A 24,031-nucleotide genomic window follows, 5' to 3' on the forward strand; every position below is an offset into this window, starting at 1 on the left:
CGCGTCGGCAACAGCTTCCAGAAAGGCCAACAGCTTCCAGAAAGGCACGACATGACAGCCCAGGACATCCCGTCCCGGCCCGCGTACGGCGTTCACTCGGAGGTCGGCAGACTGCGCAAGGTGCTGGTCTGCGCGCCCGGGCTGGCCCATCGCAGGCTCACCCCGACCAACTCCGACGACCTGCTCTTCGATGACGTCATGTGGGTGGAGAACGCCCAGCGCGACCACGCCGACTTCGTCAGCGAGCTCCGCGAACGGGGCGTCGACGTCGTCGAACTGCACGACCTGCTCACCGACACGATGACGATCCCCGAGGCGAAGGCGTGGCTCCTGGACCGCAAGATCGTCGCGAACGAGGTGGGCATCGGGCTGATCGACGACACCCGGGCCTTCCTGGAGTCGCTCGAGCCGCGCCGGCTGGCCGAGTATCTGATCGGCGGTCTCGCCACGACCGACCTGCCCGACGAGTTCCGCTCCGGGTATGTGGCCCTGGCCCGCGAGTCGGCCGGCGTCCGCGAGTACCTGATGCCGCCGCTGCCCAACACGCTCTACACCCGGGACACCACCTGCTGGCTCTACGGCGGCCTGACCCTCAACCCGCTGTACTGGCCCGCCCGGCACGACGAGACGCTGCTGATGAAGGCGCTCTACACCTTCCACCCCGACTTCGCGGGCTCCACCGTCTGGTGGGGCGACCCCGAACTCGACTGGGGCCAGGCCACGTTCGAGGGCGGCGACATCATGCCGGTCGGCAACGGCGTCGTCCTGATGGGCATGAGCGAGCGCACCTCACGGCAGGCGATCACCCAGGTGGCCAAGGCCCTGTTCGACAACGGCGCCGCCGAGCAGGTGATCGTCGCGGGCATGCCCAAGCTGCGCTCCGCGATGCACCTCGACACCGTCTTCACCTTCGCCGACCGCGACCTCGTCACCCTCTACCCGCGCATCATGGAGGCGGTGCACACGTTCTCGCTGCGGCCCAGCGACAGGGCTCCCGGCCTTGAGATCACCGACGAGGAGTCCCGTGCGTTCGTCGACGTCGTCGCCAAGGCGCTCGGCCTGCCCCGGCTGCGGGTCGTGGAGACCGGCGGAGACGTGTACGCCTCCGAGCGCCAGCAGTGGGACAGCGGCAACAACGCCGTCGCCCTGGAACCGGGCGTGGTGTTCACGTACGACCGCAACACCCAGACCAACGCGCTGCTGCGGCAGGCCGGCGTCGAGGTGATCACCATCGTGGGAGCCGAACTCGGCCGCGGGCGGGGCGGCGGACACTGCATGACCTGCCCGATCATCCGCGAGCCGGTCGACTTCTGAGGCGCTGCGACCGCCCGCCGGCGCCGGGATGCCCCCGCGTCAGCCCAGCAAGTGACCGTTCGGAGCCTTCGCCGCCCCCTCGTACTCCGGCAGCACCACCACATCCACGCCCGCCCGGGCCAGCGCCCCGCTCCCGTCGGCCCCGGCGACGAACGTGTCCGGCTCCCGCCAGGCCGTCACCACCCGCCGCACCCCGGCGTCGAGGATCAACCGCGCACACGGCCGCGGCCGTGAGGCCCGGCGCACGCAGGGCTCCAGGCTGCTGTACACCGTCGCACCGGCCAGCCTCGGATCGCCGGGGTCGATCTTCGCCAACGCGGCTTCCTCCGCGTGCACGACCGGATCCCCGGCCTCCCGCGAGTACCCCCGCGCGAGCTCGGTGCCGTCGTCCGCGACCACCACGGCCCCCACGCTGAACGCGGTCTTCGACGGGGGGCACTGCGCGGCCAGTTCACAGGCGAGCGCCAGCCAGTGCCGGTCGGCAGCCGACGGCAGCCCGCCGACGCCCGGTGCGGTGGGCTCGTAGCGCATGAGAACGACGTCACCGATGGCCCGCGTCTCCACCAGACGCAGCCGCCCGCCCTGATACGGACCGGGCCCGAAGAGCCGGGGCGCGTCCGGGTCCCCGACGAACAGCGGGGCGAGGACGAGGTGCAGTTCGTCCGCGAGGCCGTCCCGCAGCAGCTGGGTGTGGACGGTCCCGCCCCCTTCGACCATGAGCCGCCGCACTCCCCGTACGTCGTGCAGATGCTCGAGCAGCGCCCGCCAGTCGAGGTCGGCTCCGAGCGCCACGACGTCCGCGGCGAGGTCCGCCGCCCGGAGCCGCCGGGCGCCCTCCGTCGTCGTGTAGACGACCTTCTCCCCGCCCGTGTGCCAGAACTTGGCGGCCGGGTCCAGGTCCCCCGAGCCGCTGACCGTGACCTTCAGCGGATACTCCGGCTTCCCGGCGGCCACGCGGGCGGCGCGCCGCTCGGGCGAGTTGACCAGTAGCCGGGGGTTGTCGGCCCGGATCGTGCCGGCGCCGACCAGGATGGCGTCGACGGATGCCCGTACCTCGTCGACCCGGTCGAAGTCGGCGGGGCTGGAGAGCAGGAGGCGCTCGGGGCCGGTGTCGTCCAGGTAGCCGTCGAGGGAGACGGCGGCGGACAGCAGGACGTGAGGCAAGGGCATCGGCGCACCCATCTGGGAAACGGCCGGGACGGCCGGAGACGGCGGGCTTGGTTCAAGTTTTAAGCAAACCTACACTGGTCGCATGACGACTCGCTGGCTCACCCCCGAGGAGCAGCGCGCCTGGCGCGCGTACATCGCGGCCGCCCACCTCCTGGAGGATGCGCTCGACCGGCAGCTCCAGCAGGAGGCCGGCATGCCGCATCTGTACTACTCCATCCTGGCCAACCTCTCCGAGGCCGACGAGGGCCGGCTGCGCATGACCGATCTCGCGGAGCGGCTGAAGATCACCCGCAGTCGGCTGACGTACGCGGTGACCAGGCTGGAGAAGGACGGTCTGGTGCGGCGGGAGGAATGCCGGTGGGACAAGCGGGGCACCGTCGCCGCCCTGACGGACGAGGGGGCGGCCGTCCTGGAGCGTGCGGCGCCGGGGCACGTCGAGACGGTCCGTGCCCTGCTCTTCGACCACCTCACCCCGCAGCAGGTGGGCCAGCTGGAGGAGATCTTCACGGGCGTCACGCAGGCCCTCCAGGGCGACGACCCGCAGAGCGCGCCCACCGATGTCCCCTGGCTGCGCCGCTCCTCCCCTTGTTCGTGAGCCGCGTCACATATCGCGAGTCCCCCCTCATCCGCGTTGCTTCAAACTTCAAGCATGGGTAGGGTCCCTGATCGAGAGGCTGCTTCAAAACTGAAACAGCTTGAACGGAATCGGAGGCCCGCATGCCCGACTTCCCCGCCGCCACGCCGCGCGCCCGCGTCCGGGTACCGCTGCGCTTCCACGACGGCTACAGCGTCGACGCCGAACTGGTCACCTTCCACGGCCTGACCGACGGCCAGGAACACGTGGCCGTCGTCCTCGGCGACCCCGGCCCCGTGCCCCTGGTCCGGCTGCACTCCGAGTGCCTGACCGGCGACGTCTTCGGCTCCGCCCGCTGCGACTGCGGCCCCCAGCTGCGCGAGGCGGTGGAGCGCATCGCGGCCCGTGGCGGCGTCCTGCTCTACCTCCGCCAGGAGGGCCGGGGCATCGGCCTCTACAACAAGCTCGACGCCTACGCCCTCCAGGACCAGGGCCTGGACACCTACGAGGCGAACACCGCCCTCGGCCTCCCGGAGGACGCCCGCGACTACACGTCGGCGGCCCAGATGCTCCAGGCCCTGTCCGTCACGGACCTGGACCTGCTGTCCAACAACCCCGACAAGGCCGACCAGCTGCGCACCCTGGGCCTCACGGTCCGCGACCGCATCCCGACGGGCGTCTTCACCACCGCCCACAACGTCCGCTACCTGCGCGCCAAGGTCCTGCAGACGCAGCACACCCTGCCGCTCGGCCGGCTGACCGAGCTGAACGCGGGCTGAACGGCCGTGTCGCCGGGCGGACGCAAACCCTGGCGCGACCGGCCCCGCGGATGGCGTACACTGGAGTCACAACGACGCGGGGTGGAGCAGCTCGGTAGCTCGCTGGGCTCATAACCCAGAGGTCGCAGGTTCAAATCCTGTCCCCGCTACTGAAGGTCTGAGGCCGGAATCCAGTTCATGGATTCCGGCCTCAGGCGTTACCGGACATGACCGAGGGTCACCGGCATGTCATCCGGTCGGCCCCTCCGGCTCGCCCCCCGCCCCCGCTCCGGAAACCCTGGACGGACGAGGCGGTGCGTGGACGTGCGTGGCGGGAGACGAGGGTGCGGCCTGCGGAGGCTGAAGGAGAGGTGCCGTACACCCGAGGGGGCGGGCGGTTGCCTGAGGAGACGGTCCCCGGCCGCGGGCTCGACGGCGAAGCCGCGTACCTGCAGGCCGGCCGGAGCGAGACGCGGCGGATCTCCTACGCGCGCACCTTCGTCCGGGTGCTCCCTGCGCTGCTGCTCGTCATTGGCGGCGTCTACGACTACGTCACGCCCCGCCCCTACACCGCGGTCCCTCTGTTCACCGCCGCACCCCTGGTCGCCGCCCCGCTGCTGTCCCGGCGGGCCACGATCCTCACTGGCATCGCGTCCGTCGCCGTCGTGCTCGGGCTGCACATCCGGTACGGCACGGTGCTGCGCGTCGACGCGCTCACCGAGCTCGTCACCGTGGCGACGGTCGCCGTGCTGGCCGTGCTCATCAATGTGCTGGTACGCCGCAGCCACGCCCGGCTCGACTCGGCATGGAAGATCGCCGAGGCCGCCCAACGCGCGGTGCTGCCCGAACCCCTCGGCCGGATCGGCGGCTTCGACATCGCGGCACGCTACGAGGCGGCCCAGGCGGACGCCTTCATCGGCGGCGACCTGTACGCGGTGCAGGACAGCCCGCACGGCGTACGCCTCGTCGTGGGCGACGTACGGGGCAAGGGGATGGGCGCGGTGGGGGCCGTCGCCGTGGTCATCGGGGCGTTCCGGGAGGCCGCCGAGCAGGAGGCGACGCTTCAGGGGGTCGCCGAGCGGCTGGAGCGGGCGCTGACGCGCGAGGCCGCGCGGCGCGACGGCGTCGAGGCCACCGAGGGATTCGCCACCGCCGTACTGGCCGAGCTGCCGCCCGGCGACGGGGTCGTACGGATCCTCAACCGCGGTCATCCGTCGCCGCTGCTGCTGTGTGCCGACGGCACCGTACGCCCGCTGCCCGCCCGCGAACCCGCGCTGCCGCTCGGCATGGGCGATCTGGGCGCCGGGCCGGCCCGTGTGGAGGAGTCCCGCTTTCCGGACGGGGCGACGCTGTTGCTGCACACCGACGGCCTGTCCGAGGCCCGAGACGCGCACGGCAGGTTCTACGACCCCGCGGCGCGGCTGGCGGGCCGCACCTTCCGCGGGCCCGGCGAGCTGCTCCGCGCCCTGGCCGAAGAAGTGCGCCGGCACTCCGGGGGCGGGATGACCGACGACATGGCTCTGCTTGCCGTACGACGACCGTCACCGGACGTGACCGGACGAACGCCCTCCGCATAACAACTGACACACGGTCAGAAACTGTGAAGCCCTTGAGTAGTGGTCAACTCGCCCGATTTTCTCCGCTCATGGCCCTGTACGTCCGGCCGGAAATCGTTAAAGATCAAGTGGAACCGCTTGGAATTCATGCCCCGCTTCTATTAACGTCCGATAACGCAGCGCGGTCGTCCCAGCCGTCACAAGAGTCGGCTCCGTGCGCACGCGCCGAATCCCGCAAGGGAACCGGGGAACCACCAACTTGGGGTGAATCGCGGGTAGGTCGCCGTGGCAACACGGCTGATTTACGCGCGTAGGAGACCTTCCTGCTCCGAACCCGTCAGCTAACCCGGTAGGCGAGAAGGAAGGAAAGGAGTACGCCTACGTGGCGTCCAACCGGCCTGCCCCAGAAGCCCCCTTCGTGCCGGCCCAGCGCTCCGGCGACACCGTCGTCTACGGCGGGCAGCGCACCGACGAGGGCCCCTGGGAGGAGTGGAACCCCACCGCGGAGTCCCTCCGTCCCGTACGCGGCCGGCATCGCGTCTCCAAGCAGCGCGGCGGCGGACTCGCCCGCAGTTCCACGGTTCTCGGCGTCGGCGTCATAGCCGCGGTCGGCGCGGGCGGCATGGCCAGCGCGCAGACCGGCAAGCCGCCGGTGTCGATCTCGATGCCCGACCTGCCGGCCGTGGGCACGCTGATCTCCGACGACTCCGCCGACTCCGACACCTCCGACGAGACCGCCACCGCTCCGCTCAGCAGCCTCGGCGTGACCACCGCGGACACCGCCCAGGGCACCACCGACGCCGGTGAGGCGCTGCGCGCCCGCATCATCGCCCAGGCCGAGCAGCAGCAGGACCAGGTCGACACCAAGGCCGCCACCGCTGCCAAGGCCGCCGCCGAGAAGGCCGCCGCCGAGGCCGCCGCCAAGGCCGAGAAGGAGGCCGAGGCCAAGGCCGCCGCCGCGAAGGCGAAGGCCGAGGAGGAGGCCCGCCAGAAGGCCGAGGCCGAGCGCCTCGCCCAGCTGGCCAAGCAGTACGCGCTGCCGACCTCCTCGTACACCATCACCTCGAGCTTCGGTCAGGCCGGTGCCCTGTGGTCCTCCGGCTACCACACCGGCCTCGACTTCGCCGCGCCGACGGGCACGCCGCTCAAGGCCGTGCACAGCGGCACGATCACCGAGGCCGGCTGGAACGGGTCGTACGGCTACAAGACCGTCCTCACCCTCGATGACGGCACCGAGATCTGGTACGCCCACCAGTCCTCCATCAACGTCAGCGTCGGCCAGAAGGTCACCACGGGCGAGGTCATCGGGCGCGTGGGCGCCACGGGCAACGTCACCGGGGCTCACCTGCACCTCGAGGTGCACCCCGACGGCGCGGGCAGTGGCATCGACCCGCTGGCCTGGCTGCAGAGCAAGGGCCTCAACCCCTGACAGCCGCTCCTTTCGAACCCCGGCGGTCCTGACGGCAACCCCCCGACGTCAGGGCTGCCGGTTCGCGGTGCGTGCGGAACGGCTGTTGCCGGGGCCTCACGGCGCTGGTGGCGCGCCCCTACGACTGATACGGGTTGTACGCGGGATGCCCTTGGTACGTGGGATACGGCTGGTATGCGGGATACGGTGCCGCCATCGGCCAGGGCGGCACAGCCACCGGTACCGGCGGAGCCGTCACCCGCGCCGCATACTCCAGCGCCGGCCGCGCCACCTGCCGTCGGCTCCACAGCTCCCGCAGCAGTTCGCCTTCCCGTACGACGAAGTCCGCGCCGGCCCGGCCCCGGCGCCCGCGATGCCGTAGGAACGCCAGCGACGTCGCGTACGCCTCGTACTGCGCCACCGCCCGCGCGGCCGGCTTCCCCAGGTGGTGCCCGGCGTACTCCCTGGCCAGTCGGCGCGCCCGCATCGAACCCAGGGCGAACGGCATGGCCGGGGCCAGCCAGCCGGCGGCGACATAGGCCGGCAGTTCCTCGCGCACGGTCCGCAGCTCCCGCTGCCGGGTCCAGATCACCAGCCAGGTCAGCAGTCCGAACGCGGGCACCATGAACCCGCCGTACACCGCGAAGAATCCGAAGTTGCCGAAGGTCGCCGAGCCGTTCCAGAAGGCGTGCATGCCCATCGCGAGCAGCAGCCCGGACAGCGGCACCAGTACGCGCCGCAGATGCTGGCGCTGCCCGGCGAGCGCCGCGATGCCGAAGCCGATGCCCGTGAGGACGGTGAAGAGGGGGTGCGCGAACGGCGACATGATGACGCGGACGAAGAAGGTCGCCGCCGTGACGGAGGCGATGCCGCTGCCGCCGGTGAGCTGGTCGGTGCCGAAGGCGGTGCCGAGGTAGAGGATGTTCTCGGTGAACGCGAACCCGGTCGCGGTGACCCCGGCGATGACGACACCGTCGACGATCCCGGTGAAGTCCCGGCGGCGGAAGAGGAAGAGCAGGAGTATGGCGGCCGCCTTAGCGGACTCCTCGACGATCGGCGCTATGACGGTGGCGCCCAGGGTGTCCGCGCTCGCCGGATCGGCGGTCGCCGTCGCTATCCATCTCGTCGCGAAGCTGTTGGCGACGATCGCTATCAGCGCCGCCGCGCAGGCGCCCCAGGCGAAGGAGAAGACGAGGTTGCGCCAGGGGCCGGGCTCGACGCGGTCGAGCCAGCGGAAGGCGGCTATGAGGAGCGGTACCGGGAGGATCGCGAGGCCGAGGCCGACCAGGAATCCCTCGGTTCCGGTCTGTTCGCGGACGAGGGCGAGGATGACGAGGCCGGAGATCGCGAGCAGGGTGATCAGCGCGCCGTAACGCACCCATGTGCGCTGCCACCAGTGCGGATGCCGCCGCAGTGCGCCGCCGGTGGGAACGCTGGGGTGCGTCGGGTACGGGGGACTGGTGGCCACGGCATTGACCCTAACGAGGCAGGGGCGCCGCCCGCGAGGGCGTGAGGGCTCAGGCGCCGGTGGAGGACTGGTCGTGGTCCTGCTGGTGGTGCTCTTCGTGCTGTGCGTGCTCTTCGTGCTCTGCGGGGTGCTGCTCGTGCTGTACGCGGCGGAAGAGCAGGTCGTTCACGACATGACCCTTGTCCAGGCCCTGGCCCTCGAAACGGGTGAGCGGGCGGAAGCCGGGGCGTGGCGCGAAACCGCCGTCGGGCTGGGTGTTCTCGAAGGCGGGGTGCGCCGTGAGGACCTCGAGCATCTGCTCGGCGTACGGCTCCCAGTCGGTCGCGCAGTGCACGATCGCCCCCGGCCTGAGCCGGGTCGCGGCCAGCGTGAGGAAGGCCGGCTGGATCAGGCGCCGCTTGTGGTGCCGCTTCTTGGGCCAGGGGTCGGGGAAGTAGACGCGCAGCCCGTCGAGGGAGTCGGGGGAGAGCATCTCGCGCAGCAGGATGATGGCGTCGCCGTTGCCCACGCGGATGTTGGTGAGGCCGGACTGGTCGGCGAGGTTGAGGAGATTGCCCTGGCCCGGCGTGTGGACGTCCACGGCGAGGATGTTGGTGTCCGGGTCGGCGGCGGCCATCCGGGCGGTGGCCTCACCCATCCCGAACCCGATCTCGAGCACGACGGGGTTGGCGTTGCCGAACAGCTCCGTCAGGTCGATGACCCGCTGCCCGTCGATGTCCAGTCCCCACTTGGGCCACAGCCGCTGCAACGCGTCGGCCTGCCCGGCGGTCACCCGGCTCCGCCGCGGCTGAAAACTCCGAATCCGCCGCTCGAAGTGCGACCCCGCAGGATCCGCCTTGGGCCCATCAGGAAACCGCGGCTCCCCCTTCCCCCGCGTACGCCGAACAGAGACACCGGGGGTGGGGTGGGGGGCTTCGGGGGTGTGGAGGGAGTCAGACACAGTGGAGTCGATTTTAGCCCCCGTCTCGCCGCGGGCAGCCCCCGTCAGGCTGCGGGCGGCGCCACGCTTCCGTCAGTCCGCGGGCAATCGTGCCTCCCCCAGAGGGGGGACCCCCAGGGCGATGGGGGTCCCCCCGCTCGAGCGAAGCCGAGAGTGGGGGAGGGTGGGCGCGGGCGGCACCCCGCCAACGCCGGGCTGCGCACCCCACCCCCGCTCAGCCGCAACGCCGGTTCCCGTACAACCCCGCCGAGCTGCAGCCCTGCTCAGCTGCACCCCCCTCAGCCCACCTCACCCAACACCGCCAGCACCCTCCGAGCCACCGCCCGCCCAATCGGCAAAGACGCCGTAGCCGCAGGAGACGGCGCGTTGAGCACATGCACGGCCCGCTCCCCCTCCCGTATCAGAAAGTCGTCCACCAGCGTCCCGTCCCGCAGCACCGCCTGCGCCCGCACCCCCGAAGCCGCCGGCACGAGATCCCCCTCCGTCACCGCCGGCAACAGCCTCCGCACCGCCTCGGTGAACGCCCCCTTCGACACCGACCGCCGCACCTCCCCACCCCCGTACCGCCAGTGCCGCCGCGCCATCCGCCACGCCCCGGGCCAGCTCAGCGCCAGCCCCACCTCCCGAGGCCGGACCACCCCCCACCCGTAGCCCTCGCGGGCGAGCGCCGGCACGGCGTTGGGCCCGACGTGCACACCTCCGTCGATCCCGCGCGTGAGATGCACCCCGAGGAACGGGAACGCCGGATCCGGCACCGGATAGACCAGGCCCCGCACCAGCTCCGGCCGCCCCAGCTCGTAGTACTCGCCCCGGAAGGGAATGATCCGCATCCCCGGGTCGTCCCCGGTCATCCGCGCGATCTCGTCGCAGTACAGCCCGGCGCAGTTCACCAGCACCCTTCCCCGCACGACCGCCCCGTCCGCGGTCAGCACGGCGACGCCCAGCCCCGCCCGCCGGTCGACCCGCAGCACCTGCGCCCCGTACCGGATCTCCGCCCCAGACGCCTCGGCCAGCTGCCGCGCCACGGCGGCGAAGTCGCAGACGCCCGTCGTACCGACGTGGATCGCCGCCAGCCCCCGCACCTCCGGCTCGTACTCCGCGATCTGCGCCGCGACCAGCTCCCGTACCGGAATGCCGTTCTCCCGGCCGCGCTGCACGAGCGCGTGCAGCCGAGGCAGCTCCGCCCGCTGCGTGGCGACGATCAGCTTGCCGGTGACGGCGTGCGCGATGCCGTACTCCGCGCAGAACTTCACCATCTCGGCCGCGCCCCGCACCGCGTACCGCGCCTTCAGGGAGCCGGGGCGGTAGTAGATCCCGCTGTGGATGACGCCGCTGTTGCGCCCCGTCTGGTGCCGGGCCGGGCCCCGCTCCTTCTCCAGCACCGTCACGCGCGTGCCCGGTGCGGCACGTGTGATCGCATACGCCGTCGACAGACCGACGATCCCGCCGCCGATCACCAGCACGTCGCAGTCGTAGGCGATCTTCCGCACCTGCTCCACCTCCCGGCTTCGATAGTGCACTGCGCCACTGACAATGCGCTCAAACCCGGGCGGGCCCTCCGCCGGCCCTTCGGCCTCAGGCCGGTGCCATCAGCAGCGGGCGGGCCCGCTCCCGCAGCTCCACCACGCGCGGCTCGTCGCCGTACGGCTCCAGACGGTGCAGGAGGTCCTTCACGTACTCGGTGGTCCGTGCGGAGGAGATGCGCCCGGCGACCTCGACCGCCCGCACGCCCTGCTCGCAGGCCGCGTCCAGGTTTCCGGACTCCAGTTCGGCGACGGCCGAGACGACGAGCCGCAGGCCGTGGGAGCGGACGTACTCCTCCGTCGGCTTCGACAGCGCCTGCTCGGTGAAGCGGCGGACCTGGCGGGGTGCCTTCAAGTCCCGGTAGCACTCGGCGGCGTCGGCGGCGAAACGGTCGTAGGAGTAGAAGCCGAGCCAGGACGGATCGCTGTCGCCCTCGCGGGACCGCTCCAGCCAGCCCTCGGCGGCCTTCAGGGCCGCTCCGGCCGCCTGGGCGTCACCCGCGCGCGCATGCGCGCGTGCCTCGACGAGCCGGAAGAAGCTCATGGTGCGGGCCGTGGCCAGTCCCCGGTTGCGCTCCAGCGCCGCCTGGGCGAGGTCGACGCCCTCGTCGCCGAAGCCGCGGTAGGTGGCCTGGAGCGACATGGACGCCAGGACGTATCCCCCGAGGGGGACGTCGGCCGCCGCGCGGGCCAGGCGCAGGGCCTGGATGTAGTAGCGCTGGGCGGCCTCCTGTTGGCCGGTGTCGAAGGCCATCCACCCGGCGAGGCGGGTGAGTTCGGCGGAGGCGCCGAACAGGGCGCGGCCGACCTCGTCGGAGTACGAGCCGAGCAGCAGCGGGGCCGCCTCCACGCGCAGGCACTCCGGCACCATCGACGAACGCCAGTCGCCGCCCCCGTACTTGGAGTCCCAGCGCCTGGCGTCCTCGGCGGCCTCCCGCAGCTTCTGTACGTCGCTGTGGCCGACTTTGAGCGGTGCGCCGGAGCCCTCGGCGGGGTTCGCGTCCCGCGCGACCGAACTGTCGGCCGGGGTTATCAGCCACCGTGAGGCGGGCGTTGCGTACGCGCTCACTGCGAACGATCCGGCGAGCGACTGCCAGATGCCGCCGGAGCCTGCCCGGCGGCCGGCGAGGTCGAGGCGGTACAGCTCCGTCGCCGACTTCACCGCCTGCCCGACGTCCCGGGGGAAGGCGAGGCCCACCTCGGGTGCGGGGTCCGCGTCCGCCAGGCCTATCTCGTGCAACGGCACGGGGCGGCCGAGCTTCTGGCCGATGGCGGCCGCGATGAGGTGCGGTGCGGCACCCTGCGGCACCATGCCCTTCGACACCCAGCGCGCCACGGACGTCTTGTCGTAGCGAAGCGTCAACCCGCGTTGTGCGCCGAGGTCGTTGACCCGTCGTGCGAGTCCTGCGTTGCTGATTCCCGCGAGGGCGAGAACGGCGCCGAGTTTTTCGTTCGGCCCGCGTTGCTCCCTGGACATGCGCCACCCCTCGACACAGACGGCTGCCACGCTGGCATAACCATGCGGCATTCGTAAACCCAGCGTAGTTCGCCGCATCCCAAGCGTTAAGGGGCATTCTTCCGGATGGCGGGATTGTGGTCCGTACGCAAGTACGGTCCCGGTACGCACAGTTGTGACGTGCTCCCGGTGTGTGGCCGTGCGCCCGTCCGTGCGCTCTTCTCCAGCCATCTCGGGAGCGGTTCCATGGCTGTGCGTGGGTCGGCCCGCTGTACTGGACCAGTGGGCTGGGGGACACCGCCGCCTCAATCCCCGCGGGCGGCGGACCGGTCCGGGGGGCGAACTCCGCCTCCCGGACCGTGCGCTGACCGAGCAGTGCGCAGAGCCTGCACGGAGCGTGTACGGAGCGCTCGCGGTCGACGTGCCGTAACAGCGAATTGGCCGAAAATCGACCCGGCCGTCTGTGCGTGATACCGCGTCCACCATGGAGTTTGAGGGCGCGTTGGGGGTTCTCGGGGAGCGTATCGGGGGCGCATTCGCGTCGCAGTTGCCTTGTGCCGGACGGGTGTTGAGGACCCTCGAGCAGACTGCGGGGTCGCACGGGGCGGTGCGCGGGGCGCATTTCGGGGATCACAAGCGGCACCGTCGACGCTCCGGGGCGCGCGCTTCGTGGCAGCATGGGGAACCGGTTCGTACGGTGCACTGGTTGTCCCCAGCCTGTGGAGGCGTCGATGCGGTGGTTGGTGGGATGGAGCAGCACCGCCGCGGGAGCCACCGGCCTCGGCTCCGCGGGAGCCACCGGCTACGACGGTGAGACCCTGCACCCGGTCGGCTCCCAACTCCTGTGGGGCGACCCCGATCCGCTGTGGGCGGTCGGCGACTGGCGCCCCGACGAGGTGCGGGTGGTCACGGCCGACGCCCAGAGCCGGATCGCGGTGCTCGGCACGTGCGGGGCGTCGGACGAGGAACTGCGGGTCGGGCTGTTCGCCGCGCGCGGAGGAGCACTTCGGCATCTGACGGCCTGGCCGGGCAGCTACACCGCAGTCGTCCAGGTCGGCCGGCGGATCACGGTCTGCGGTGATCTGGCGGGCGCCCGCCCGGTGTTCTACACCCCCTGGGCGGGCGGCACGGCGTACGCGACCGCCGCGCTGCCGCTGGCCGACCTCATCGAGGCCAACCTCGACTTCGGTCACCTCGCGGCCCTGCTGGCCGCCCCCGACGTACCCGCCGCGCTGCAGGACTCCACTCCGTACGACGGCGTGCGGCGCATTCCGCCGGGGCATGCACTGATCCTGCGCGCCGGGGCACGGGAGATCGCCGGATACGAGCAGGTCGCCTCCCTCGCCGTCGCGGCGCCGCCCGCCGACCCCGACAGCGCGGTCGGTGCCGTGCGCGACGCGCTCGTCGAGGCCGTACGCGCCCGCCTCGCCGCGCCCCGGCACGTCCCCGGCGCCGACATCGACCCCGGGCCCGTGCCCGGCATGGGGCCGGCCGAGCGGCGTGCCGCGCGCGGGATGCCGGTGCCCGGGATCGGAGCGGATCTGTCGGGCGGGCCGGCCTCGGGCACCCTCGCCCTGCTGGCGGCGGGGCTGCCCGGGATGCCGGGGACCGTGCTGGGGCACGGCACGGGGGCGGGCGAGCGGCTGCTCGCCGTCACCTTCAACGACCTGACCGTCGGCGGCCGGGAGGCCGAACTGGAGCGGGCGGGTACCCTGGCCGCCAACCCCCGCCTGCACCACGTGGTGGTGACCGGCGACGAGGAGACCCTGCCGTACGGCAACCTGGACGGCCCGCTGACGGACGAGCCCGGCCCCAGCCTGGTGACCGCCGTACGGCATCGCACGCGGCTCGCCGCGGGCAGCGCCGACCACCTCACCGGCTACGGCGCCCGACAGGTGCTGGACGCCCATCCGGCGCGTCTGGCCGACCTGTTGATGGACCGGCAGCGGCGGCACCTGGTGCGGCCGGTGGCCGCGCTGGCAAAGGCCGACGGCTCGGTGATGGTCCCCGCGCGCGTGTACGCCGCCGCGCGCCGGCTCGCCCGGACGCCCTACAGCGTGGGTCTGGAGAGGCTCGCCGAGCGGCTGCTCCAGCAGCGGTTCGACGAACCCGGCGGGGCGGTGGGGGCGTCGCTCGCCGCGCTCACCTGGGCCAGACCGGGGCCGGCGGCCCGGTGGCTGACCGGTGAGGCGCTGGCAGAAGTATCGATTCGCTTGCAGGGGGCGACCCATCGCTCCGGAGTAGGACCCGGGCAGTGGCCGGGCGACTTCCGCGCGCGCGGGGCGCTGGCCCGGGCGGCCGCGGACATCCGCGTACTGGAGCAGGCCACGGAGATCCGCTTCCAGCGCCTGCACACACCCTTCCTCGACAACCAGGTCGTGCGCGCCTGCCGGGCCCTCCCCGAGGCGCTGCGCGTCCAGCCCGGGGCCCGGGCGGCGATCCTGCGTACGGTTCTGAAGGGCGCCGGCGTCGCCGACCTCCCGCCCGGCTGGGGCGCGCCCTCGCACGCGCCCGCGGCGGCGGCCGCACGTGCGGGACTGCGCGTCGCCGTGGACTCCCTGATGGCGCTGTTCGACACGCCCCTGCTGGCGGAGGCCGGGCTGGTCGAGGCCCGGGTCGTCCGCAAGGCCCTGCGCGCGGCGGCCCAGGGCGAGCCCATGCCCCTGGACGGGCTCGCCGACCTGGTGTCCCTGGAGCTGTGGCTGCGCCGCCTGCTCGCCCGGCGCGGCACCTGCTGGACGGGAACACCGGCACGCGCGCGTGCGGTACCGGCGGGGATCACACCGCGCCGGGGAGCGCTGGCCTCGGGCGCGTGAGCCGGCGCGCGTGCGGAACGCGCCTCGACGCCCCTTACGAGCAGGTGAACTTGGACGCGGCCCAGTCCGCGAGTGCCAGGTTGTCGAGATGGCTGTGCGGTTCCACCACCAGCCGTACGGTCCTGCGCCCGGTGAGGTTCACATGGACGGGGACGGCGGGGTCGCCGCCCTTGATCAGCCCGGACTTCCACAGCTGGACACCGTCCGCGTGGACGGAGAAGGAGACCTGGCCGAGCTTCAGCATCCCGTCGTCGACACCGACCCACGCGTCGTAGGAGGCGCACTCGCGGTTGAGGTCGACGGTGACGGAGGACCGGCCGTGGACGGTCACCCCGCGCGCGTACGACGTACCGCCGATCGACAGGCCGCCCCGCTGCCACACCCAGGTGCTGCCGCTGAGCCGCATCTCGGGCTCGGTGCCGTCGCCGGTGAGGTCGTAGGACAGCTCGCTCAGCTGGTAGTCGGTCGTTGGGGGCGGCGGGGTCGGGGTCGGGGCCGGAGGGGGCGTCGCCGTAGGCGTCGGGGTGGGCGTCGGCTCCAGGGTGGGCGTGGGCGTCGGAGTGGGCGCCGCAGTGGGCGTGGGGGACGGTGTGGGCGTCCGGGCGGGGTCCGCCGCCGGGACGATCGCCGGCGGCCTCGGAGCGGGCTCCTCGGGCGACGGCGGGGGCGTGGGGGTGGGCGTGGGTGGCTCGGGCCGGACGATCGGCGCGGACGCGCGCGGCCTCGCCTCCGGCTCCTCGGGCGGGCTGTCGTCGCCGGCAAGGGCGAGCGCGACCACCGCGATCGCCGTGGCGACCACACCGGCCGCGATACCGGCCTTCACCGGCGCACCCAGCCCCTCCGACGCCGCACCACCGGTGCCGGCCCCGCCGGACGAGCCACCGCCCGACGCGCCCGCTGCACCCGCAGCACCGGCTCCGGCGCCTCCGGCGATGAGCCCGGCCGCCTTGGCGTACCCGGCGGCCCCGAACCAGCCGATGACCGCGACCGGCACGACGGCGGGGATGCCGCCGGCGACCTCCTCGATCTGGCCGGCGGCCAGCCGGCACCTGGCGCACTCCTCCAGGTGCCGGCGCAGCCCCCGCTCGGCCCGGGTGCGCAGCCTGCGGCGGGCATACGTGCCGAACTGGTCGGCGTAACGCGCGCACTCCTCGTCGCTGGTGAGGGCGGCACTGACGTGGGCCTGGAGGTAGGCCTGTCTGAGGCCCTCGCGGGCGCGGCTGGCGAGGACGCGGGTGCCGTTGGCGTCGAGCCCGAAGAGCGTGGCGACCTCGCTCGGGGACTCGTCCTCGACCTCGGTGTGCCACAGCACGGCCTGCCAGCGCTCCGGCAGCGACCGGAAGGCCCGCATCGCCAGGGACTGCTCGGCCTCGTGCATCGCCCGTACGTCGGCGCCCAGTTCGAGTGTGTCCGGGTCGGACCCGTCCGACCGGGCGGCCTGCGTGGCGAACACCGCGAAGTCGTCGACCAGTTGCTCCCGCTTCGCGGAGTTCGTCCAGTTCGCGGCGACCCGCCTGACGGTGGTGAGCAGGTACGCGCGTACGGCGTGCTCGGGCCCGGAGCCGCCGCGTACCGCCTGGAGCATGCGGGCGAAGACCTCGGCGGTGAGGTCGTCTGCGGTGTGGGCGTCCCGGCAGCACGTGCGCGCGTACCGGCGGACCGCGTCCGCGTGGCGCCGGTACAGCTCCTCGTAGGCCGTGTCGTCGCCCGCGCGCATCCGTGTGATCAGCCCGGCGTCGGACGTCGGCGGCTCGGTCGGCGGCGTCAAGACGCCGTCCTGCCGCCGGTCGCGCTGCGCCGGTACCTGGGGTGGCGTGAGGCCCTCGGCCTCGGTGCCGTCGCCACCGAGTGACTCGTCCCGCCCGTCAACGCCCATCGCGGAAAGCCCCCGCCGCCTGTCTGACCAGCCCCGAACAGGAGCCAGAGTGCCATATCGGCTTTTGTTCAGGAGGTGGAGTACGGGCCATCCACTCGTCCGTGGGGACCTGCTGTGAGCCGGTACCGGTCGTCAGTCGTTCGGGCAAGGCTCAACGGGCGGTCACGGAGGAGGCGTTGGGCCGGGGGTGGCGCACCGCCCCCGACCCGCTGCACCACACGTCACGCCGGTCGCGACCGCAGCCCCTCCAGCAGGATGTCCAGCAGCCGCGCCGAAGCCGCCGCCTGCTGCGCGGCATCCGGCAGCGAGGGCGCCGCCGTGGCGATGACCAGCAGGACGTCCGACACCGACACGTCCGGCCGCAGCTCACCCGCCGCGCGCGCCCGCTCCACGAGCTGGCCCACGACGTCCAGCAGCGCCGCCGCCCCGCTGTCTTCCTCGGCCGCAGACGACCCCTCCGGCACGAGCCGCAGCTCACCGGCGCCGGGCTGGATCCGCTGCTGCGGCACCCGCGCCTCGTCGAGCCCGGCGCGTTCGCCGGCCTCGTCCGCGACGCCGACCCGCAGCACCTGCGGCGGCAGCAGCCGCCCGGCGCCCGAGGCCACCGACGTACGCAGGAAACGCGACAGCGCCGACCACGGCTCGTCCTCCTGGCCGAGCGCCGCCCGGGCCTGGTCGGTCAGCCGGGAGGTCTCCTCCTCGGCTATCCGCCGGACCAGGACGTCCTTGCTAGGGAAGCGCCGGTACACCGTGCCGACACCGACCCGCGCGCGTCGCGCCACGTCCTCCATCGGCGCGCCGTAGCCCAGCTCGCCGAAGACCTCGCGCGCCGCCCGCAGTACATGCTCGAGATTGCGCTGTGCATCCACGCGCAGCGGCGTCGTCCGCGGTCCGTCCCCGCGTCCGTTGCCCGCCGCCGCACCCACCACGCCACCAGGTGCGATGGCAGAAGCGGTAGACCAACGAGAGTCCTGAATGTGCATACGAATTCCCCCGGTAATGACGTCTCCCCCCGGAGACTCTCCCCGCCACAGATAGTCGGAGCGCGTGGAACAAGCCCGGAACCGCGAGCCCGCCCGCCGGACCACGAGCCTGCCCGTCGCGAGCCCGAGAACCCAGGAACCCCGGGAACCCGGCGAGCGCATCCCCCTACACCCCGTCGACACACGAACATAGTTGAGAGGGACTCAATTCAGAAGGGGCAGGTTCCGCACGGAGCGCCCCCCGATCGGAGTACGGGTCGTATACGTCCCGGTTGCACACCGTTACGCCACCCGGCTCACCCCCGCTGACCTGCACGGCTGTCGCCTGCGCCGACATTTCGGCCAACCCTGCGCATGCCCCGCGCGCGGTCACACAATTTGCCGGGGCTGTGGACAAACGCAAGCGCCGGGTGCGTCATGGGATGGTGAAGGAACCTGCGCGCATTCTCGTTGTCGGCGGCGGCTACGTCGGGATGTACACGGCCCTGCGCCTGCAGCGGAAGCTGAAACGGGAACTCGGGCGCGGCGAGGCCGAGATCACGGTCGTCACGCCCGACCCGTACATGACGTACCAGCCGTTCCTCCCCGAGGCGGCCGCCGGTTCCATCTCCCCCCGCCATGTCGTCGTACCGCTCCGCCGCGTCCTGGCCGACTGCCGGGTCGTCATCGGCGAGGTCCGCTCCATCCGGCACGCCGAACGCGTCGCGGCCCTCACCACCCTCGCCACCGAGGAGGAGGGCACCGGCACCGAGCAGCTGTCGTACGACGAACTCGTCCTCGCCCCCGGGTCCGTCTCGCGCACCCTGCCCGTCCCCGGCCTTGCCGACCACGGCATCGGCTTCAAGACCGTCGAGGAGGCCATCGGCCTGCGCAACCACGTCCTGGAGCAGATGGACATCGCCTCCTCCACCCGCGACCCCGCCATCCGCGACGCGGCCCTCACCTTCGTCTTCGTGGGCGGCGGATACGCCGGAGTCGAGGCACTTGGCGAGCTGGAGGACATGGCCCGCTACGCCACGCGCTACTACCACAACGTCCAGCCCGAGGACATGAAGTGGATCCTCGTCGAGGCCTCGGACCGCATCCTCCCCGAGGTCGGCGAGGAAATGGGCCGCTACACGGTCACCGAACTACGCCGCCGCAACATCCAGGTCCTCCTGGGCACCCGCCTCGAATCCTGCGCCGACCGGGTCGCGGTCCTCAGCGACGGACAACGATTCCCCACACGTACGGTCGTCTGGACGGCCGGCGTGAAACCCCATCCGCTGCTCGCCGCCACCGACCTGCCGCTCACCGAGCGCGGCCGACTGCACTGCACCGCCGAACTGTCGATCGAGGGGCACGCACACGCGTGGGCAGCGGGAGACGCCGCCGCCGTACCCGACGTCACCGCCGGCGCACCCGGCACCACATGCGCCCCCAACGCCCAGCACGCGCTCCGTCAGGCCAAGGTCCTCGGCGACAACATCGTCCACTCCCTGCGCGGCGAACCCCTCCAGACGTACGCCCACAAGTACGCCGGTTCGGTCGCCTCCCTCGGACTGCACAAGGGCGTCGCCCACGTCTACGGGCGCAAGGTGAAGGGCTACCCCGCCTGGTTCATGCACCGTGCCTATCACCTCAGCAGGGTGCCCACCTTCAACCGCAAGGCACGCGTGCTGGCGGAATGGACCCTCGCGGGCCTCTTCAAACGGGAGATCGTCTCGCTCGGTTCACTCGAACATCCCCGAGCCGAGTTCGAACTCGCGGCCGGTGGAAAGCCTCCTTACGACCCGAAGGGGTCGACCTGACCCTCGCGAGGAACTCCTGCGGCCACCCCGGCGTCTGACGGATGTCGGCCCGGTCGGCCACACTGCCAGACTGATCCCCGCGACAGGGCGAGCCCCTGCCCACCAACCCACGAGGCTTCTCCCAAGTGCTGCACTTCCCAGGGGCCGTGACAAGGTACGGCCACCGACGTACGACCCCCGGGGGACCGGGCCGGATCCGGAGCCGGCCGACGACGACTACACGAGGCAAGGATTCGTGAACTTCACGCGCTGGAGCGCCCGGCTCCCCGGAACGCAGCGCCGCGCCGCAGCGCGGACCGCACCCACGGTCACCCCGGACCGGCGAGGTGATGGTTCCGTCCCCGCAGCCCGCACCGAACACCTGACCGACGACCCGGTGCCGGTGCCCGCCGTGGACGAACTCCCGGTACGCGAGGTCCTCGACCGCGTCCCCGCCCTCGTCGCCCTGGTCCACGGCCCCGACCACCGCCTCGCCTACGTCAACGACGCCTACGCCACCGCCTTCGGCGTACGCCCGCCCGGCGCACCCGCCCGCGAGGCCCTGCCGGAACTCCACGAACTGGGCCTGCTGCCTCTCCTGGACCAGGTCCTGCGCAGTGGCAAGCCCCGCACGGTCAAGTCCCGCAAGGCCCCCGACGGCCGCTCCTACACCTTCACCTGCACCCCGGTCGCCGAGGGCGACGGCAGCGACCCCGGCGTCCTCGTCTTCGCCACCGACGTCACCGACCACGCCGAGGCCGCCGAACGCCTCCGCGCCAGCGAACGCCGGCAGCGCGAGACCGCCGTCACCCTCCAGCGCTCCCTGCTCCCCCAGGAGCTGGAACAGCCCGACGACCTCCGCATCGCCGCCACCTACCAGCCCGGCGGCACCGAGGCCGCCGTAGGCGGCGACTGGTACGACGTGATCACCCTGGGCGGCGGCCGCACGGCCCTGGTCATCGGCGACGTCATGGGCAGAGGCGTCCGCGCCGCCGCGGTCATGGGCCAGCTCCGTACCGCCGTCCGCGCGTACGCCCGCCTCGACCTGCCCCCGCACGAGGTCCTCCAGCTCCTCGACGGCCTCGCCGCGGAGATCGACGCCAACCAGATCGCCACGTGCGTGTACGCCGTCCACGACCCGAACGAGGGACGGCTGGTGTACGCCTCGGCCGGCCACCTCCCCATTCTCGTCCGCGACGACAGCGGCAACGTCCTGCAGGCCGACGAACCCACCGGCCCGCCCCTCGGCACGGGCGGCTGGATGCACACCTCGGGCTCGATCCCCCTGGGCCCCGGCTCCACCGCCGTCCTCTACACGGACGGCCTGGTGGAGCGCCGGGACAAGGACCTGGACGAGGGCATCGCCGCCCTCGAGCGCGCCCTGGCAGGCGCGACCGGTACCCCGCAGGTCATCTGCGACCGCCTGGTCCGCTCGGCGGGCGTGACGGCGGACCACGACGACGACGTCGCCGTCCTGGTCCTCCAGCACCCGGCCCGTACGGGCCCGGAGAGCGACCTGTTCCGCAACGCGGCCCTGGAGCTGCTCGGCGGCGTGGAAGCGGCCCCACGCGCGCGTGCGTTCGCCTCCGGTGTCCTCACCAGCTGGCGCTTCCCACCCGACCTGCATGACCTCGGCGTGCTCGCGGCGAGCGAGCTGGTCGCCAACTCCCTCCAACACGGCACCCCACCCATGCGCCTCCGCCTACGCCGCACCGACCGCCGCCTGATTGTCGAGGTCACCGACGGCAACGACCACCTCCCCCGCCGCCGCCGAGCAGAACCGGGCGACGAGTCGGGCCGAGGCATCGCCATCGTCGCAACGATCGCCTCCAACTGGGGCAGCAGACGAACCCCGGGCGGCGGAAAAGCAGTGTGGTGCGAATTCGCCCTACCGAAGGCCTGACAGCGACGCCGTCAGTCCGCGGGCATTCGTGCCTCCCCCAGAGGGGGGACCCCCAGGGCGGCACGGGTGGGCGCGGGCGGCACCCCGCAAGCGCCGGGCAGCGCGACCCACCCCCGCCCAGCCACAACACCGGCGACCTCCGCCTCACGCGCCCACAACTCACGCCTCCGCAGGAACCGCCTCCGAAGCCCCACCCCGCGACACAACCCGACTCCGCCCCAGCCACGGCTGATCCTGCACGTCAGTCAGCTGCCGCCCCAACCGCACCGCCAACACACTGATCCCCAAGGAGAACAGCAGAAACGTCACGACATACGGCCCATGCAACGCAGCCCCCATCGGCCCCCCCACCGCCGGCCCAACCGCCAACGCCAGCTGTTTCACCAGCGCGAACGCCGAGTTGTACTGCCCAGCCATCCCCACCGGCGCAAGATCGGCCACCAGCGGAGCCACCGTCGGCGACAACATCGCCTCACCCAGCCCGAACAGCGCATACGTCGAGATGAACGCCGCCGTAGCCATCTCCTGGCTACCGTGCCCCAGTCCCGCATACCCGGCCGCGACCCACGCCACGGCCCAGATCAGCCCGACCGCCGCGATCACCCGCGACCGCCGCCGCCGCTCGACGAACTTCAGCACGGCGAACTGCGCCACCACGATCATCGCGGTGTTGGCGGCCAGCGCCGTCCCCAGGGCAGACGTAGAAATCCCGGCCGCCTCGACCCCGTACGCGCTCAGCCCCGACTCGAACTGCCCGTAGCACGCAAAGAACAGCACGAACCCCAGCACGCACAGCTGCACCATCGCCCGGTTACCCAGCAACTGCTTCCAGCTGCCCTTCGCCGACCGCCCCGGCGCATCCCCGATCCGCGGCGAGTGCGGCATCCGCACCGTCGCCATCACCACGACCAGCAGCAGGAACATCGCCGCCTCGATCGCGAACAGCAGCGTGAAGGAGGAGACCCGGCTCGCGTCGACGAGATGACCACCGATGAGCCCGCCGACACCCAGCCCCAGGTTCTGCAGGAAGAACTGCATCGCGAACGCCCGAGACCGCGTCTCCGCCGACGAACAGTCCACGATCATCGTCGCCAGCGCCGGCTGCATCACGGCCTGCCCGGCCCCGAGCGCCCCCGCCGACAGCAGCACAGCCACCGCATTGCCCGCGAACCCCAGGCTCAGCGCCCCCAGCGCGGCGGTGACCAGGGCGGCGACCAGCACCGGCAGCGGGCCACGCCGGACGATGGCCCGCCCGGCGAACGGCAGCACGATCAGCGCGGCCACGGCGAAAACGGCGAGTACGAGCCCCGCCGTCACGGCCCCCAGCCCCCGCACCTGCGCCACATAGACGTACAGGTAGGGGACGGTGAAGCCGAGCCCGAACGCGCTGAGTGCGTTGCCCACGTGGATCCGGCGCATCGCTGCGCCCATCGCCCTGGTCACGTTCACCTCTCTCAAGTACTTGCGAGCGTCACTAGTTAGATATGAAGACTTCACATCTAAACTTCGAAGCTAAAGACTACATGCAGAAGGACTTCAACGCCAAGCGGGCCCGTGCGATACTTCCCCCATGGGCGACACCACCGGCACCGGCGTCACCGAGCCGACACTCGAAGAACAGATCGCCGCCTACCAGCGCGAGTTCCGGGACCTCGACCCCCAGGTCGAGAAGATCGTTTCGGCACTCTCCCGCCTGAACCGCCGTATGAACGTCGCCTACGGCCGCCAGACCGCCGCGCTCGGCATCAGCAACGCCGAGTGGGAGGTCCTCAAGGCCCTCGTCCTCTCCGGCGCCCCCTACCGCATGGGCCCCAGCGACCTCGCCAAGCGCCTCGGTCTCACACCGGCTGCGATGACCCATCGCATCGACCGCATGGTCGCCGAGGGTCTGGTCACCCGGGAGCGGGACGAGACCAACCGCGTACGGGTGATCGTGGAGCTGACCCCCGAGGGCCGCGAGAAGTGGCTCGAGGCCATGCGGCTGGCGTCGGTCTTCGAGGAGGACCTCCTACAGGACCTGTCCCCGGACGAGCGAACAGTCCTCGGCGAGGTCCTGACCAGGCTCCTGCGCAGGGTGGAACACGCCCAGCCGGACGCCGGCGGCCGCCTCAGTGACCTGGACTGAAGCGGGCGTAAAAGATCTTGACAGGGGGCGCTTGACAGCCCCCTGCCCGATCCGTACAATTCTTCGGGTTGCCACGGAGCCGTAACGGTTCTGCGGCAGCACCTCCCGCCGCGAAAGCGGCAACTCAAACCACCAGCACGATCTCCCGACGGGGTTGATTTCGGCGTGCCCGAATTCAATTCGAATGGGACTCGGCGGCCCGATTGGGAATCGCCGAGAGAATCCGCTAAGGTTTGAGACGTCGGAACGGCCCAACGGCCGGGAAGACAAACCCCGCTGACTGGGGATCAGGTCGAGAAAAGATCTGATAGAGTCGGAAACGCAAGACCGAAGGGAAGCGCCCGGAGGAAAGCCCGAGAGGGTGAGTACGAAGGAAGCGACCGTTCCTTGAG

Annotated in this window: 17 protein-coding genes, 1 tRNA gene and 1 riboswitch; of the genes, 10 read left to right on the top strand and 8 right to left on the bottom strand. The window is 72.0% G+C overall.

Features of this window, described 5'->3' with window-relative positions; all coding sequences use genetic code 11:
• The first annotated feature begins 51 nt into the window (after positions 1-51).
• A complete protein-coding gene (locus tag ACFVJQ_RS12900) occupies positions 52-1,314 on the top strand; it encodes an arginine deiminase (RefSeq protein ID WP_385783305.1) in 1,263 nt (420 codons plus the stop codon).
• A 39-nt stretch (positions 1,315-1,353) separates the two neighbouring features.
• Here the strand turns inward: ACFVJQ_RS12900 and ACFVJQ_RS12905 are convergent, their stop codons facing one another.
• Positions 1,354-2,484, bottom strand: a complete 1,131-nt coding sequence (locus ACFVJQ_RS12905) for a dihydrofolate reductase family protein (RefSeq protein ID WP_385510648.1) — start codon at positions 2,482-2,484, stop codon at positions 1,354-1,356.
• Between the two features lie 82 nt (positions 2,485-2,566).
• Here ACFVJQ_RS12905 and ACFVJQ_RS12910 point away from each other — a divergent pair, with 82 nt between their 5' ends.
• The 5 genes from ACFVJQ_RS12910 (at position 2,567) to ACFVJQ_RS12930 (ending at position 6,801) form a co-directional block, all read left to right on the top strand.
• Positions 2,567-3,079 carry a MarR family winged helix-turn-helix transcriptional regulator gene (locus ACFVJQ_RS12910; protein ID WP_385510649.1) on the top strand — a complete coding sequence of 171 codons (513 nt, stop codon included), beginning with the start codon at positions 2,567-2,569 and terminating at the stop codon, positions 3,077-3,079.
• Between the two features lie 122 nt (positions 3,080-3,201).
• The gene (gene ribA / locus ACFVJQ_RS12915) at positions 3,202-3,837 is read left to right on the top strand and encodes a GTP cyclohydrolase II (RefSeq protein WP_385783309.1); all 636 of its coding nucleotides are present in this window, start codon (positions 3,202-3,204) and stop codon (positions 3,835-3,837) included.
• Positions 3,838-3,912: 75 nt separating this feature from the next.
• A tRNA-Met gene (locus ACFVJQ_RS12920) sits at positions 3,913-3,986 on the top strand.
• A gap of 174 nt (positions 3,987-4,160) precedes the next feature.
• On the top strand, positions 4,161-5,393 hold the full coding sequence (locus ACFVJQ_RS12925) for a PP2C family protein-serine/threonine phosphatase (RefSeq protein ID WP_385783312.1): 1,233 nt from the start codon (positions 4,161-4,163) through the stop codon (positions 5,391-5,393).
• Positions 5,394-5,585: 192 nt separating this feature from the next.
• A riboswitch (cyclic di-AMP (ydaO/yuaA leader) is annotated at positions 5,586-5,743 on the top strand.
• Positions 5,744-5,754: 11 nt separating this feature from the next.
• A complete protein-coding gene (locus tag ACFVJQ_RS12930; protein ID WP_385783315.1) occupies positions 5,755-6,801 on the top strand; it encodes a M23 family metallopeptidase in 1,047 nt (348 codons plus the stop codon).
• A 118-nt stretch (positions 6,802-6,919) separates the two neighbouring features.
• Here ACFVJQ_RS12930 and ACFVJQ_RS12935 read toward each other — a convergent pair whose 3' ends face one another.
• From ACFVJQ_RS12935 to ACFVJQ_RS12950, 4 genes are all read right to left on the bottom strand, one after another.
• Positions 6,920-8,248 carry a PrsW family intramembrane metalloprotease gene (locus ACFVJQ_RS12935; protein ID WP_385510655.1) on the bottom strand — a complete coding sequence of 443 codons (1,329 nt, stop codon included), beginning with the start codon at positions 8,246-8,248 and terminating at the stop codon, positions 6,920-6,922.
• A gap of 49 nt (positions 8,249-8,297) precedes the next feature.
• The gene (gene trmB / locus ACFVJQ_RS12940) at positions 8,298-9,188 is read right to left on the bottom strand and encodes a tRNA (guanosine(46)-N7)-methyltransferase TrmB (protein WP_385510656.1); all 891 of its coding nucleotides are present in this window, start codon (positions 9,186-9,188) and stop codon (positions 8,298-8,300) included.
• A gap of 278 nt (positions 9,189-9,466) precedes the next feature.
• Entirely contained in the window at positions 9,467-10,678 is a 1,212-nt protein-coding gene (gene lhgO / locus ACFVJQ_RS12945) for an L-2-hydroxyglutarate oxidase (RefSeq protein WP_385783319.1), read from the bottom strand.
• Between the two features lie 85 nt (positions 10,679-10,763).
• Complete coding sequence (locus ACFVJQ_RS12950; protein WP_129798599.1) at positions 10,764-12,188, bottom strand: MFS transporter; 1,425 nt, start codon at positions 12,186-12,188, stop codon at positions 10,764-10,766.
• A 710-nt stretch (positions 12,189-12,898) separates the two neighbouring features.
• Between ACFVJQ_RS12950 and ACFVJQ_RS12955 the strand changes: the two genes are divergently transcribed.
• A complete protein-coding gene (locus ACFVJQ_RS12955; RefSeq protein WP_385783322.1) occupies positions 12,899-14,983 on the top strand; it encodes an asparagine synthase-related protein in 2,085 nt (694 codons plus the stop codon).
• Positions 14,984-15,017: 34 nt separating this feature from the next.
• Here ACFVJQ_RS12955 and ACFVJQ_RS12960 read toward each other — a convergent pair whose 3' ends face one another.
• Positions 15,018-16,859: a sigma-70 family RNA polymerase sigma factor gene (locus ACFVJQ_RS12960; protein ID WP_385783325.1), complete on the bottom strand. Its 1,842-nt coding sequence runs from the start codon at positions 16,857-16,859 to the stop codon at positions 15,018-15,020.
• Positions 16,860-17,080: 221 nt separating this feature from the next.
• The gene (locus ACFVJQ_RS12965) at positions 17,081-17,842 is read right to left on the bottom strand and encodes a TetR/AcrR family transcriptional regulator (RefSeq protein ID WP_129798597.1); all 762 of its coding nucleotides are present in this window, start codon (positions 17,840-17,842) and stop codon (positions 17,081-17,083) included.
• A 422-nt stretch (positions 17,843-18,264) separates the two neighbouring features.
• Between ACFVJQ_RS12965 and ACFVJQ_RS12970 the strand changes: the two genes are divergently transcribed.
• Both ACFVJQ_RS12970 and ACFVJQ_RS12975 read left to right on the top strand, forming a co-directional pair.
• Complete coding sequence (locus tag ACFVJQ_RS12970) at positions 18,265-19,632, top strand: NAD(P)/FAD-dependent oxidoreductase (protein ID WP_385510661.1); 1,368 nt, start codon at positions 18,265-18,267, stop codon at positions 19,630-19,632.
• Positions 19,633-19,867: 235 nt separating this feature from the next.
• On the top strand, positions 19,868-21,514 hold the full coding sequence (locus ACFVJQ_RS12975) for a SpoIIE family protein phosphatase (RefSeq protein WP_385510662.1): 1,647 nt from the start codon (positions 19,868-19,870) through the stop codon (positions 21,512-21,514).
• A gap of 159 nt (positions 21,515-21,673) precedes the next feature.
• Here the strand turns inward: ACFVJQ_RS12975 and ACFVJQ_RS12980 are convergent, their stop codons facing one another.
• Complete coding sequence (locus ACFVJQ_RS12980; RefSeq protein ID WP_385783330.1) at positions 21,674-22,945, bottom strand: MFS transporter; 1,272 nt, start codon at positions 22,943-22,945, stop codon at positions 21,674-21,676.
• 139 nt (positions 22,946-23,084) lie between these two features.
• Between ACFVJQ_RS12980 and ACFVJQ_RS12985 the strand changes: the two genes are divergently transcribed.
• Positions 23,085-23,639, top strand: coding sequence for a MarR family winged helix-turn-helix transcriptional regulator (locus ACFVJQ_RS12985; protein ID WP_129798593.1), 555 nt, complete (start codon positions 23,085-23,087; stop codon positions 23,637-23,639).
• Positions 23,640-24,031: the final 392 nt, after the last annotated feature.

The organism is Streptomyces sp. NPDC127197, from assembly GCF_042672405.1.
Taxonomy (GTDB): domain Bacteria; phylum Actinomycetota; class Actinomycetes; order Streptomycetales; family Streptomycetaceae; genus Streptomyces; species Streptomyces flavusporus.